Here is a 13,812-nt window from a genome sequence, read left to right on the forward strand (position 1 = left end):
CCGACACCCCACCCCCACCCAACACCCGCTACCCCCACCGCGACTAGCAACCCCCCGCCCGCCGACCAGCCGCTGTCCCAGCCGGGAGCGGCCCACCGGCACGTCCTCACCCCTCACACCGTCCCGGGAAACTGGGCGCGGTGGGCGCGGATGATGTCGGCGTAGCGGTGGCCGCTGGACTTGATGGTGCGGCGTTGGGTCGGGTAGTCGACGTGGACCAGGCCGAAGCGCTTGTCGTAGCCGTAGGCCCACTCGAAGTTGTCCAGCAGGGACCAGCAGTAGTAGCCGCGCAGGGGCGCTCCGCCCTCGACGGCGCGGGCGCAGGCGGCAAGGTGCTGCTCCAGGTACGCGGCGCGCTCCGGGTCGAGGACCGATGGCGCGCCCGCCGCACCGCCCGCCGTGACGACGTCCGCGTAGGCCGCGCCGTTCTCGGTGACGAACAGGTGCTGGGCGCCGTAGTCGCGGGTGACGCGGAGCAGCAGTTCCTCCAGTCCGGCCGCGTGGACCTCCCAGCCCATCGCCGTCTTCGGGCCGGGGCCCGAAAGCTGGGTGAAGTGCGGGACAGGACCGTCCGGCCGGTCCGCGATGATCTGGCGGAAGTAGTAGTTGACGCCCAGCCAGTCCAGCGGCTGCGCGATGGTCTCCAGGTCGCCCGGATGGACGGGCAGGTCCACGCCGTAGACGTCGAGCATGTCCTGCGGGTAGCCGCGGCCGAAGATCGGGTCGAGCCACCAGCGGTTGATGTGGCCGTCCGCGCGTCGCGTCGCCGCGGCGTCCGCGTCCGACTCGGACGCCGGTTCGCAGGTGCTGAGGTTGTTGGTGAGGCCCACCCGGACCGGGCCCGGGGCGGCGGCGCGGACCGCCTGGGCGGCGAGGCCGTGGCCGAGGTGGAGGTGGAACGAGGCGCGGACGGCTGCGGTCAGGTCGGTCAGGCCGGGGGCCATGTTGCCCTCCAGATGCCCGATCCAGGCGCTGCACAGCGGCTCGTTGAGGGTGGCCCAGTACTCGACGCGGTCGCCCAGGCGGGCGGCGACGGCTCCGGCGTAGTCCGCGAAGGCGTGGGCGGTGGCGCGGAAGGGCCAGCCGCCGCGGTCCTGGAGCGCCTGAGGGAGGTCCCAGTGGTAGAGCGTGGCGTTCGGGCGGATCCCCGCCTCCAGCAGCGCGTCGACCAGGCGGTCGTAGTGGTCGAGTCCGGCCTGGTTCACCGCGCCGGTGCCGTCGGGGAAGATCCGGGGCCAGGCCAGCGAGAAGCGGTACGAGTCGAGGCCGAGGGTGCGCATCAGAGCGATGTCCTCCGGCCAGCGGTGGTAGCTGTCGCACGCGTCCGCGCCGGTGTCGCCGTTGTCGATCGCGCCGGGGACGGCGCAGAAGGTGTCCCAGATGGACGCGGTCCGCCCGTCCTCGGCGACCGCCCCCTCGATCTGGTACGCGGACGTCGCCGCGCCCCACAGGAAGTCGGGGCCGAACACGGACGTGTCGGGGGAAGACATGGGTCTCCTCAGCTCACGGTGCAGGGAACGGGAAGGGCGAATGACGAAGGGCGAAAGACCAGACGAGAAGGGCGAAGGACAGCGGAACGCGGCGCCCTACTTGACGGAACCGGCGGTCAACCCGGCCACCAGATACCGCTGGAGCAGCAGGAACGCCACCACCACGGGAACGCTCACCACCAGCGACGCCGCCATGATCTGGTTCCAGTACACGTCGTTCTGCGACGCGTAGTTGCGCAGGCCGACGGCCAGCGTCCGCGTCGAGTCGTCGGTCATCACCGAGGCGAAGAGCACCTCGCCCCAGGCGGTCATGAAGGAGTACACCGCCACGGTCACGATCCCGGGGACGGCGGCCGGGATGATGACCCGTACCAGCGCGCCGATCGGGCCGTTGCCGTCGACCTTGGCGGCCTCGTCCAACTCCCGTGGGATGGAGTCGAAGTAGCCGACCAGCATCCAGATGGAGAAGGGCAGGGTGAAGGTCAGGTAGGTGATGACCAGGCCGAGCAGGGTGTTGGACAGCTGGACGCCGGTGGCCGTGCCGATGTTGACGTAGATGAGAAAGAGCGGCAGTAGGAACAGGATCCCGGGGAACATCTGTGTCGACAGCACCGTCACGCTGAACAACTGCCGTCCCGGGAACCGGTACCGGCTCACCGCGTAGGCGGCGAGGATCGCGATCAGCACCGAGACGACGGTCGAACAGGTAGAGACGATCAGGCTGTTGACGAAGTAGTGGCCCAGCGGGACTGTGCTCCAGATGTCGATGTAGGGGCGCAGCGTCAGGTGCTGGGGGATCCACTGGAACGCCGACTGGACGTCCTGCAGCGGCTTGAGCGAGCCGGTCACCATGACGTACAGCGGCACGAAGGTGAACAGGCCGAGCAGCGTCAACACGATCCGCCGGGTCCACAGGAAGGCGGGCGGAGGCGCCATCGGCGAGCGCGGCGAGCGACGTCGGCGGCGGTTCCCCCGCAGAGCAGAGGCAGCGTCAGACATCCGCCTTCCTCCTCCGGTTGGTGACGAGCAGGTAGATCGCCGTGACGACGAGCAGGAAGAGGAGCAGCAGCACCGACATCGCCGAGCCGGAGCCGAAGTTCCAGTTCTCGAAGGACGTGTCGTAGATCTGCAACGAGATCAGGTTGGCCTGCGGCGGCGGGACATTGCCGAAGAGGACGTACGGGGTGTTGAAGTCGTTGAAGTTCCACAGGAACAGCACCAGCACCAACACCTGGTTGACCGGGCGCAGTTGCGGCAGCGTGATTGAGCGGATCCGCCGCCAGACGCCCGCGCCGTCGATCGCCGCCGCCTCGTAGAGGTCGCCGGGGATGTTCTGCAGACCGGCGGTGACCACCAGGAAGGCGAAGGGCCAGGTGCGCCAGACCGCGGTGACGACCAGGGCCCAGAAGCTGTTGCCGCCGATGAGCCAGAACGGCGCGGTGTGGAACAGGTGCAGGTCGTCGACGAGCAGGCGGTTCACCAGACCGGTGTCGCGCTGGAACATGAACTCCCAGGTGATCGCGGCGGTGTAGGCGGGCAGCGCGTACGGGACGAGGAAGTAGGTGCGGAGCAGGCCACGGCCGCGGAACGGGTCCTGCATCAGCAGCGCGGCGCCCGTGCCGAGCAGCCAGGAGATCCCGACCGTCAGCACGGTGAACCCGCAGGTGACCAGGAAGGAGTGGAGCAGCAAGCTGCCGACCGCGCCGTTGAAGTTCAGGGCGAAGCGGTAGTTGTCGAGCCCGGCGGAGGGCGCGGCGGTCCAGTTGCGGATGAAGAACTCGGTGAGCTGCTTGAAGCTCATGACGATGCCGACGAGCATCGGCACCACGTGGACCAGCAGTTCGAAGAGGACGGCGGGAAGCAGCAGCAGGTACGGCAGCCCGGCGCGGCGGACGTGGCGAGTAACGGCAGCGCGGACCGCTGCGCGCGCCTCAGCCACCGGCCTGCAACTGCTGCTGGGCCTGGTCGAGTTGGCTGGCGATGCTCTGGTCGGTGACCGGCTTGCCGCTGGCTGCGTCGGCGAACAGGTTCTTCAGCGCAGTGCCGATCACGGTCTCGAACTGGCTCTCCGTCGCGACCGCCGGCATCGGCGCGGCTGAGGAGGCGAGCACGTTCTGGAAGACCTTGACGGTCGGGGTCTGGAAGGCCGGGTCGGTGTACGCGTCGCTGACCGAGGGCAGTGAGCCGTAGGACTTGTTCAGCGCGATCTGTGTCGGCTGACTGGTCATGAACTTCACGAACTTCAGCGCCGCGTCCTTGTTCTTCGTGCCGCCGAAGACGGAGAGGTTGATCCCGGCGACGATCGAGTCGACGTGGGTGGGTCCGCTCGTAGCGGAGGTGTCGGCGAACGGGACCGGGACGACGCCGTACTGGCTGGGCGACATCCCGTAGTTGGTGAGGTCCTGCCCGGCGTCCTGCCAGAGCATCATGGCGGCCTTGCCGGTGGCGAAGTCCTTGACCGCCTCGGTGCCGTTGGAGTACTCGGCGTCGCTCGGGTTGGCGATCTTGTCGGCGGCCATGAAGTCGACGTACGTCTTGACGCCCGCGATGTTCTGCGGGGTGTCGAAGGTCGGTTTGCCGGAGCTGTCGAAGAAGCTGCCGCCCTGCTGCGCCGCGAAGGTGAAGGCGTGGTGCGCGTTCTCGGGGGTCTGGGCGCCCTCGACGCTGACGCCCCACTGGCCGCTCTTGGTGAGCTTCGTGCCGTCCGCGACGAACTCGCTCCAGGTGGTGGGCGGGGTGGTGATCCCGGCGGCCTGGAACATCGCCTTGTTGTAGTAGAGGGCGTAGGCCATCGAGTAGATGGGGACGCCGACCGGCGGTTTGCCGGGCGCGCCGGTGGCGGCCAGGGCGCCGGGCAGGAACCGGCTCGAACCGCCGATCTGTTGCATCACGTCACTGGTGAACGGCAGGAAGGCGCCGGTCGCCTGGAGCGAGGCGGACCACGTGTTGCCGATGTTGAGGACGTCGGGGCCCTGGCCCGAACTCACCGCCGCCATGATCCGGTTGAGCAGGTCGTTCCAGCCGATGACTTCGAGGTGGACCTTGATGCCGGTCTGCTTGGTGAAGGCGTTGAGCTCCGGGGTGAGCACCTGGACGTCGTCGGCGATCGAACTGCCCTGGTCGCTGGCCCAGTAGGTAAGCGTCTGCTGCGAACTGCCGGATCCTCCGCCGGAGTTGCTCCCCGAACTGCTGCACCCCGTGGCCAACAGGGCGGTGGCTGTGCTGCACACGGCGAGGGCGAGCAAGGCTGATCTACGCATGGTGAGCCTTTCGACGGCGTGCGGGCGTGTGGGTGTGTGGGTGTGCGGGCGTGTGGGTGCGCGGGTCTGTAAGGGGTGGGGGACGAGTACGGAAGAAGGTTTGCTCATGACTTAGTTCGAGGTGTGATTTAACTCGTGGGAGAATGCACCGTCAACAGCTTGCGAGGGCATGAAATTGGCCGAGAGGATGGCGCCATGACGGATGAGGGTCGGCGCAACGTCCGTGACCTGCGGCGCGGCAACCGGGCTCGGCTGCTGCGCCGGCTCTACTTCCACGGCCCGCTGAGTCGGCAGGAGTTGGTGGAGACCACGGGCCTGAGCTCGGCGTCGGTGAGCAACGTGGTTGCCGACCTGCTGGAGGCCGGGGTCGTCGTCGAGGCGGGCGCGGTCGAGTCGGACGGCGGGCGCCCGCGGATCCTGCTGCGCGTCGACCACGCACGGTTCCAGGCCATCGGCGTGGACGTGGGGGAGACCCGGGTCCGGATGGAGCGCTTCGACCTCGGACTGCACGAACTCGCGGCCGTGGACGTGCCGATGGTGGGAGCAGGCACCGCAGGCTCGCTGGAGCCTGAGCACGTGGTGGCCGCGATCGCAGGCGGACTGCGGGAGTTGACGGCCGACGTGTCCGAGCCGCTGCTCGGCGTGGGGATCGGCGTACCGGGGATCGTGCAGCATCACCCGCAGGCCGTCGTCCACGGGCAGACCGTGGGGTGGGACGCGGTTCCGCTGGAGGAGATGCTGCGCGAGCACACCGACCTGCCGCTGCACATCGACAACGGCGCGACCACCATGGCGCAGGCCGAGATGTGGTTCGGCGCGGGCAGCACCGCGCGTTCGGGTGCCGGAGGTTCGGGCAACGCCGCAGGTTCGGGCAGTGCCGCGCGGCCGGGCAGCGCGGTTTTCCTGCTGCTCGGTTCCGGCGCGGGCGGGGCGGTGATCCTGGACGGCGCGCCGATGCGCGGCTCGACGACCAGCGCGGGGGAATGGGGCCACCTCAACGTCGAGTACGGCGGGCGTCTCTGCCGCTGCGGCTCACGGGGCTGCCTGGAGGCGTACGTCGGCGCGGAGGCGGTGATCGCCCGGTTTCAGGAGGCGGCGGGCGATGATGCGATGGACCGTCAGAGTCCCGATGTGGACGAGGAATCGGTACTACGACGGATCCTGACGCTCGCGGACGAGGACGCCGGACCGGTCAGCGACGCCGCACGTGAGGTGCTGGACGAGACGGCGGTGCGGATCGGGGTGGGCATCGCCAACGTGGTCAACTTCCTCAACCCGCAGCAGGTCATCATCGGTGGCTGGGCCGGTCTGGCGATGGCGCCACGCCTGCTGTCGCGCATCCGTGAGGTTGCCCGCGCCCACGCGCTGCGGCTGCCCTACGCGTTGACCTCGGTGGAGTTGGGCGCGCTCGGTCCGGACGCCGTCGCTCGCGGCGCGGCGACCCTCCCGGTCGCACGGTTCCTGGCGGCGGGGGGTTCCGCACGGGCCCATGAGAGAGTGCTGAAGTGACCGTCGCACCGCGCAAGCTGCTCCTGTCCCTGATCGTCGTCCTCGCCTTAGTCCTCGCGACCGTTGTCGCCCTCCTGCTGCACACCGGCGCAACGCCCGGGGCACGCAGCGCCGATGCGGCACCGGCGTCCACCGGCGGCGGCCTCGGGCCGAACGTGGTGGTCTTCGACCCGACCATGTCCGAGTCGTCGATCCAGGACCAGTTGAACCTGATCGCCAACTCCCAGGCGGGCAACGAGTTCGGGACCGGCCGCTACGCGATCCTGTTCAAGCCGGGTACCTACGGTTCGGGCGCCGATCCGCTGGTCTTCTCGGTCGGCTACTACGAGAGCGTCGCGGGTCTCGGGCAGAACCCGGGCGATGTCGTCATCAACGGCAGCGTCGACGTGTACAACCAGTGCAACGACGGCAACCAGAGCCAGTGCTACGCCACCACCAACTTCTGGCGCTCGTTGACCAACCTCACCGTCAACGTCACCGGCGGCTCTGCCGCGAATGTCACCGGCGGCTCCGCCGCGGGCGTCACCGGAGGCTCCGCCGGCGCGGACGGCTGTTACGCGGGCACCGACTTCTGGGCCGTGTCCCAGGCCGCGCCGCTGCGGCGGGTGCACATCAACGGCAACCTCAGCCTGATGGACCACTGCACCGGTTCGCCGGACTGGGCCAGCGGTGGCTTCATCGCCGACTCGGAGCTCGCCGGAGGGACCGTCACCAACGGCTCCCAGCAGCAGTTCTTCACCCGGGACAGCAGCCTGGACGGGTGGAGCAACTCGGTGTGGAACCAGGTCTTCTGCGGCGACGCCGGCGCGCCCGCGCAGAGCTTCGCGAGCGACTCCGGCGACCAGGGCGGGCCCGACTCCTACACCACGCTGTCCACCTGCCCGGTCACCCGCGAGGCGCCCTACCTCTACCTGGACGCGACCGGGAACTACCGCGTCTTCGTCCCCGCCACGCAGACCGACTCGACCGGTCCGACCTGGGCTCACGGCAACACAGCCGGGACCTCGCTCCCGCTCAGCAGCTTCTTCGTCGTCCGGCCGGGTGCGACCGTCGACCAGATCAACGCCGCGCTGTCGACCGGCGAGAACCTGCTCGTCACGCCGGGCGTCTACGACGTGCCGAGCAGCATCCAGGTGAGCCACCCGGACACGAAGATCGTCGGCCTGGGTTTCGCGACCCTGGTCCCGACCCGCGGCAACGTCACCATGAACATCGCCGACGTCGGCGGCGTCAACGTCACCGGCCTGATCCTCGACGCGGGGACGACCGGCTCGCCCGCGCTGCTCCAGGTCGGAACCAAGGGGTCGACGGTCAGTCATGCGGCCGACCCGGTCAGCCTGGACGACGTCTTCTTCCGGATCGGCGGGGCGACGCCGGGGACGGCGACGACGGCGTTGGTCGACAACAGCAACGACTCCCTGATCGACGACGCCTGGATCTGGCGCGCCGACCACGGCGCGGGCGCCGGCAGCTGGGCCGGGGACCGGAGCGACACCGGTCTCGTGGTCAACGGCGACCACGTCACCGCCACCGGACTTGCCGTGGAGCACTTCCAGAAGAGCGAGGCCGTCTGGAACGGCCAGCACGGCGAGGTGATCTTCTATCAGAACGAGAACCCCTACGACGTCCCCAGCCAGTCCGCCTGGCGGGCGAGCCCGACCCAGAACGGCTACCCGGCGTTCTCCGTCGCCGACAGCGTCACCTCGTTCCAGGGGTACGGGATGGGCAGCTACTCGAACTTCAACCAGGGCAGCGTCCAGGGCAACCTCAATCAGGGCAGCGCAGTCCACAACGCCATGGCCTTCCAGGCCCCGCACGCCCCGGGCGTACAGTTCCACGACCTGCTCACGGTCTTCCTCAACGGCACCGGCGGCATCGACTCCGTGATCGACGGCACCGGTGCGGCCGTGGGCCAGTCCTCCGCCGGCCCCAGGGACGTCGTGTCGTATCCCTGACGGGGCCGGCACTGACGGGGGCCGGCACTGACGTGTCCCAGCTGTTCGTACGGCCTTTCGGGGGACGCCGCCGTCCGGGTGGTTTGCCCGGACGGTCGCGGGGTGACCGTTCGGCGTATGTCCGACGTGGCCTTCATCGCCGTGACCGTTGCCGTCTTCGGTCTGCTCGCCCTGATCGCGAAGGGGGTCGAGCGGCTGTGACGGCTGACAACATCGTGGGTCTGGTGGTGGCCTTCGCCCTGGTCGGGTACCTGGTCGTGGCGCTTCTGCTGCCGGAGAGGTTCTAGTGAGCCCGACCCTGGCCGGGTTCCTGCAGGCGATCGCGCTGGTGGCGGCGCTGGCTCTGTCCCACCGGCCGCTCGGCGACTACATGGCCGGGGTGCTGACGGGCAGTCGGCACCTGCGGATCGAGCGCGTGGTCTACCGGGCCATCGGCGTCAATCCGGACGGCGACCAGACCTGGTACGTCTACCTGCGCAGCGTGCTGGCCTTCTCGGCCGTCTCGGTGCTGTTCCTGTACGGCTTCCAGCGGCTGCAGAACGACCTGTGGCTCTCGCTGGGCTTTCCGGCCGTGCCGCCCCCGACTGCCTGGAACACCGCCGCGTCGTTCGTCACCAACACCAACTGGCAGTCGTACTCCGGTGAGGCGACGATGGGCCATCTGGTGCAGATGGCCGGGCTCGCGGTGCAGAACTTCCTCTCCGCCGCCGTCGCCATCGCCGTCGTCGCGACGCTGATCCGCGGCTTCGTCCGGGCGAAGACGGACCGGGTGGGCAACTTCTGGACCGACCTGACCCGCATCACCGTCCGGGTGCTGCTGCCGATCGCGGTGGTCTTCGCCATCGTCCTGATCGCCTCCGGTGTGGTGGAGAACCTGCACGCGGCGCAGACCATCCACACCATCAGCGGGGCGACCCAGTCGATCCCGGGCGGGCCGGTCGCCTCCCAGGAGGCGATCAAGGAGCTCGGGACCAACGGCGGCGGCTTCTACAACGCCAACTCCGCCCACCCGTTCGAGAACCCCAACGCGTGGACCAACTGGCTGGAGATCTACCTGCTGCTGGTCATCTCCTTCGCGTTGCCGCGCACCTTCGGCACGATGATCGGCGACCACCGCCAGGGCTACGCGATCGTGGCCGTGATGTCGGTGTACTGGGTGGCGTCGACGAGTCTGGTGTCCTTCTTCGAATGGCAGCACCACGGCACCGCGCTTCAGGCCGCGGGTGCGGCGATGGAGGGCAAGGAGGTGCGGTTCGGCATCGCCGGCTCCGCACTGTTCATCAGTTCCACCACGCTGACCTCGACCGGCGCGGTCAACGCCGCGCACGACTCGCTCAGCCCGCTCGGTGGCGGGGTGGCGCTCTTCGACATGATGCTCGGCGAGATCGCGCCCGGCGGTACCGGATCGGGCCTCTACGGGATGCTGATCCTGGCGATCGTGACCGTCTTCGTCGCGGGCCTGATGGTCGGCCGCACGCCGGAGTACCTGGGCAAGAAGCTGGGCGGGCACGAGATGAAGTTCGCCTCGCTGTACATCCTGACCACGCCGGCGATCGTGCTGGTCGGCACGGGTGTGGCGATGACGTTCCCGGCGGAGCGGGCCGCGATGCTCAACAACGGCGCGCACGGTTTCACCGAGGTCCTCTACGCCTTCACCTCGGCGGCCAACAACAACGGCTCGGCCTTCGCCGGACTGAACGTCACCAGCACGTGGTGGAACACCGCACTCGGTCTGACCATGCTCTTCGGCCGATTCCTGCCGATGGTGTTCGTCCTGGCGCTGGCGGGGACGCTGGCCAAACAGAAGCCCGTGCCCAGGACGGCCGGGACGCTTGCCACGCACAACACGCTCTTCGTCGGGATGCTGAGCGGCGTGGTGCTGATCGTCGTCGGCCTCACCTACTTCCCGGCGCTGGCGCTGGGACCGCTCGCGGAGGGCCTGCACAAGTGAGCGAGATCAGCGAGAGCGGGATCGGCGAAAGCGACCTGTCGGAGACCCATCGGGTCTCCGGCGGTCTGCTCGACCCGAAGCAGTTGCTGGAGTCGCTGCCCGACGCGGTCCGCAAGGTCGACCCGCGGGTGATGGTCCGCAACCCGGTCATGTTCGTGGTGGAGATCGGTTCGCTGCTCACCACGTACGCGGCGATCCGGCACCCCAGCGTCTTCGCCTGGGTGATCACGGCGTGGCTCTGGTTGACCGTCGTCTTCGCCAATCTGGCCGAGGCGGTGGCGGAGGGCCGGGGCAAGGCCCAGGCGGAGACGCTCCGCAAGACCCGCACCGACACCCTGGCACGCCGGGTCGTCGGCTCGTGGACGCCGGGCGCGACCGACGTGCCGGAGGAGACCGTCGCGGCGACCGAACTCCGGCTCGGCGACCACGTGGTGGTCGAGGCGCAGCAGATCATCCCGGGCGACGGGGACGTGGTCGAGGGTGTCGCCTCCGTGGACGAGTCGGCGATCACCGGTGAGTCCGCGCCCGTGATCCGTGAGTCCGGCGGTGACCGGTCGGCCGTGACCGGTGGTACGAAGGTACTCTCGGACCGGATCGTCGTGAAGATCACCTCGGAGCCGGGCAAGACCTTCATCGACCGGATGATCGCACTGGTCGAGGGCGCGGCCCGGCAGAAGACGCCGAACGAGATCGCGCTCAACATCCTGCTGGCGTCGCTGACCATCGTCTTCCTGCTTGCGGTCGTGACGCTGCAGCCGATGGCGACCTACGCGGGCGCCGAGCAGACCATCGTCGTCCTGGTCGCGCTGCTGGTCGCGCTGATCCCGACGACGATCGGTGCGCTGCTCTCCGCGATCGGCATCGCCGGCATGGACCGGCTGGTCCAGCGCAACGTGCTGGCGATGTCCGGCCGTGCGGTCGAGGCGGCCGGTGACGTCTCCACCCTGCTGCTGGACAAGACCGGCACCATCACCTTCGGCAACCGCCAGGCCGCCGAGTTCCTCCCGGTCGGCGCGGTGGAGGTGGCCAAGCTGGCCGACGCCGCGCAGTTGTCGTCGCTGGCGGACGAGACGCCCGAGGGTCGTTCCATCGTGGTGCTGGCCAAGGAGAAGTACGGCCTGCGCGCCCGGCACCAGGGCGAGCTCGGGCATGCGACCTGGATCGAGTTCACCGCGCAGACCCGGATGTCCGGCGTGGACCTGGACGAGCCCGACGGCGTCCACGCCACCCGCAAGGGCGCGGCCGCGGCCGTGGCCACCTGGGTCCGGGACAACGGTGGTGAGCCGGACCCGGCACTGGACACGGTCGTGGGCCGGATCTCCAACCTGGGCGGCACGCCACTGGTCGTGGCGGAGCGCGTGTCCACGCGACCGGCGCAGGTGCTCGGCGTGATCTACCTCAAGGACGTGGTCAAGCACGGCATCCGCGAGCGCTTCGAGGACCTGCGGGCGATGGGCATCAGGACGGTCATGATCACGGGCGACAACCCGCTGACGGCTGCCGCCATCGCCGAGGAGGCGGGCGTTGACGACTTCCTGGCCGAGGCGACGCCCGAGGACAAGATGGCGTTGATCCGTCAGGAGCAGGCGGGCGGCAAGTTGGTGGCCATGACCGGCGACGGCACCAACGACGCCCCCGCGCTGGCCCAGGCGGACGTCGGCGTGGCGATGAACACGGGCACCTCGGCCGCGAAAGAGGCCGGGAACATGGTCGATCTCGACTCCAACCCGACCAAGTTGATCGAGATCGTCGAGATCGGCAAGCAGTTGCTCATCACGCGCGGCGCGCTGACCACCTTTTCGATCGCCAACGACGTGGCGAAGTACTTCGCGATCATCCCGGCCATGTTCGCCAGCGTGTACCCGGGGCTCGGGCATCTGAACATCATGCACCTGCACAGCCCGAAGTCGGCGATCACCTCGGCGATCATCTTCAACGCGCTGATCATCATCGGGCTGATCCCGCTGGCGCTGCGCGGCGTCCGCTACAAGCCGTCGTCCGCCTCCTCGTTGCTGCGCCGGAACCTCGGCGTCTACGGCGTGGGCGGGCTGATCCTGCCGTTCATCGGCATCAAGGTGATCGACCTGATCGTCCAGTTCATCCCCGGGCTGCACTGATGGCTTCTGGCCTGCACTGAGCCGGACGACACTGAGGAGTTGTGATGGCTGCGCCCCTGCCGGCGGTGGTCCGGCTGCATCTGACCGGGCTTCGGCTGCTGCTGGTCTTCACGGTGGTCTGCGGCATCGTCTACCCGCTGGTCATCACCGGGATCGGCGAGCTGATCCTCCCGGGGCAGGCCAACGGCTCCCGGGTGACGCTGAACGGACGGACCGTCGGCTCCAGCCTGATCGGGCAGACCTTCTCGCTGCGCCCGATCGACCCGAAGGCCCCCTCGCTGCCGGATGCGCGCTGGTTCCAGCCGCGTCCCTCGGCGGCGGGCACCGGCTACGACACCACCGCCTCGGGCGGCTCCAACCTGGGCCCCGACGACGCCGGCCTGACCCGGACGGTCAAGGCCCGGCGGTTGGCGATCGCGCTCTTCGACGGTGTGTCACCGGCCTCCGTGCCGCCGGACGCGCTCACGTCCAGCGGCTCCGGCCTGGACCCGGACATCTCGCCCGCGTACGCCTACGAGCAGGTGAACCGGGTCGCCCGCCGACGCGGGCTGGCGCCCTCGGTGGTGCGCGCGCTGGTCAGCGACCACATCCAGGGGCGCGTGCTCGGCTTCCTTGGCCAGCAGCGGGTGAACGTGGTGACGCTCAATCTGGCGCTGGCGCGCCTGCAACCGTAAATACGAGCAATCGACGCCGCGTCCGTCCGAAAATATCGCTCATGATGCACTCCTTCGAAGAACTGATCACCGAGGCGGAGCACGCTCCGACCGAGGGCTGGGACTTCTCCTGGTTCGAGGGACGTGCCACCGAGGCACGGCCCTCCTGGGGCTACCAACGTGTGCTCGGCGAGTGGCTCGCGCGGACGGCAGGCGGTACGTCGCTGGACCTGCAGACCGGCGGCGGCGAGGTGCTGGCGGGCGCGCTCGCAGGTGGACCGGTGGGTGTGCCACTGGGTGTGTCCGGCGAGCGCCGTCCGCGCACCATGGTGGCGACGGAGTCCTGGCCGCCCAACGCCGCCAAGGCGACGCGGCTGCTCCACCCGCTCGGCGTCGCGGTCGTGGCAACGCCGGACGAGCCGCCGCTGCCCTTCGCCGACGGCGGGTTCGACCTGGTGACGTCGCGTCACCCGGTCCGGGCGTGGTGGGACGAGATCGCCCGGGTGCTGGCGCCCGGTGGGCACTACGTGGCACAGCACGTCGGGCCGTCCAGCGTCTTCGAGGTGACCGAGTTCTTCCTCGGCCCGCAGCCCGAGTCCACCCGCAACTCGCGCCACCCCGACGGGGAGGTCGCGGAGCTGCGGGAGGCCGGTCTGGAGCTGGTCGACCTGCGGGCCGAGCGGCTGAGGATGGAGTTCTTCGACGTCGGCGCGGTGGTCCACTTCCTGCGCAAGGTCGTCTGGATCGTCCCCGGCTTCACCGTCGACGCCTACCGCGACCGGCTGCGCGAGCTGGACGCCCTGATCCGCGCGGAGGGCCCTTTCGTGGCGCACTCCGCGCGGCATCTGATCATCGCTCAGAAGTGATCGCTTCTTGT

The 13,812-nt window shown here is 69.3% G+C and carries 11 protein-coding genes; 7 read left to right on the top strand and 4 right to left on the bottom strand.

Annotated elements, in window-relative coordinates; translation table 11 throughout:
* Positions 1 to 113: 113 nt before the first annotated feature.
* The 4 genes from ABH940_RS29350 to ABH940_RS29365 form a co-directional block, all read right to left on the bottom strand.
* Positions 114 to 1,490 (bottom strand): GH1 family beta-glucosidase, encoded by a 1,377-nt coding sequence (locus ABH940_RS29350; RefSeq protein ID WP_370106644.1) that lies wholly within the window; start codon positions 1,488 to 1,490, stop codon positions 114 to 116.
* Between the two features lie 96 nt (positions 1,491 to 1,586).
* On the bottom strand, positions 1,587 to 2,489 hold the full coding sequence (locus ABH940_RS29355; RefSeq protein WP_370071585.1) for a carbohydrate ABC transporter permease: 903 nt from the start codon (positions 2,487 to 2,489) through the stop codon (positions 1,587 to 1,589).
* Positions 2,482 to 3,429 carry a carbohydrate ABC transporter permease gene (locus tag ABH940_RS29360; protein WP_370071586.1) on the bottom strand — a complete coding sequence of 316 codons (948 nt, stop codon included), beginning with the start codon at positions 3,427 to 3,429 and terminating at the stop codon, positions 2,482 to 2,484. Before ABH940_RS29360 ends, ABH940_RS29355 begins: the two co-directional genes overlap by 8 nt.
* Complete coding sequence (locus ABH940_RS29365; RefSeq protein ID WP_370106645.1) at positions 3,422 to 4,750, bottom strand: ABC transporter substrate-binding protein; 1,329 nt, start codon at positions 4,748 to 4,750, stop codon at positions 3,422 to 3,424. Before ABH940_RS29365 ends, ABH940_RS29360 begins: the two co-directional genes overlap by 8 nt.
* Before the next feature lie 195 nt (positions 4,751 to 4,945).
* Between ABH940_RS29365 and ABH940_RS29370 the strand changes: the two genes are divergently transcribed.
* The 7 genes from ABH940_RS29370 (at position 4,946) to ABH940_RS29400 (ending at position 13,801) form a co-directional block, all read left to right on the top strand.
* The gene (locus tag ABH940_RS29370; RefSeq protein ID WP_370106646.1) at positions 4,946 to 6,259 is read left to right on the top strand and encodes an ROK family transcriptional regulator; all 1,314 of its coding nucleotides are present in this window, start codon (positions 4,946 to 4,948) and stop codon (positions 6,257 to 6,259) included.
* Positions 6,256 to 8,214: a hypothetical protein gene (locus tag ABH940_RS29375; RefSeq protein WP_370106647.1), complete on the top strand. Its 1,959-nt coding sequence runs from the start codon at positions 6,256 to 6,258 to the stop codon at positions 8,212 to 8,214. The genes ABH940_RS29370 and ABH940_RS29375 overlap by 4 nt, the downstream gene beginning before the upstream one ends.
* Positions 8,215 to 8,411: 197 nt before the next feature.
* Complete coding sequence (kdpF, locus tag ABH940_RS29380; RefSeq protein WP_370071590.1) at positions 8,412 to 8,501, top strand: K(+)-transporting ATPase subunit F; 90 nt, start codon at positions 8,412 to 8,414, stop codon at positions 8,499 to 8,501.
* Positions 8,501 to 10,165 (top strand): potassium-transporting ATPase subunit KdpA, encoded by a 1,665-nt coding sequence (gene kdpA / locus ABH940_RS29385; RefSeq protein ID WP_370106648.1) that lies wholly within the window; start codon positions 8,501 to 8,503, stop codon positions 10,163 to 10,165. Before kdpF ends, kdpA begins: the two co-directional genes overlap by 1 nt.
* Complete coding sequence (gene kdpB, locus ABH940_RS29390; RefSeq protein ID WP_370071592.1) at positions 10,162 to 12,282, top strand: potassium-transporting ATPase subunit KdpB; 2,121 nt, start codon at positions 10,162 to 10,164, stop codon at positions 12,280 to 12,282. The genes kdpA and kdpB overlap by 4 nt, the downstream gene beginning before the upstream one ends.
* Positions 12,283 to 12,326: 44 nt before the next feature.
* Positions 12,327 to 12,956 carry a potassium-transporting ATPase subunit KdpC gene (kdpC, locus tag ABH940_RS29395; protein ID WP_370071593.1) on the top strand — a complete coding sequence of 210 codons (630 nt, stop codon included), beginning with the start codon at positions 12,327 to 12,329 and terminating at the stop codon, positions 12,954 to 12,956.
* 41 nt (positions 12,957 to 12,997) lie between these two features.
* A complete protein-coding gene (locus ABH940_RS29400; RefSeq protein WP_370071594.1) occupies positions 12,998 to 13,801 on the top strand; it encodes a class I SAM-dependent methyltransferase in 804 nt (267 codons plus the stop codon).
* The last annotated feature ends 11 nt before the right edge of the window (positions 13,802 to 13,812 follow it).

Source organism: Streptacidiphilus sp. BW17, from assembly GCF_041262485.1.
GTDB lineage: Bacteria > Actinomycetota > Actinomycetes > Streptomycetales > Streptomycetaceae > Streptacidiphilus.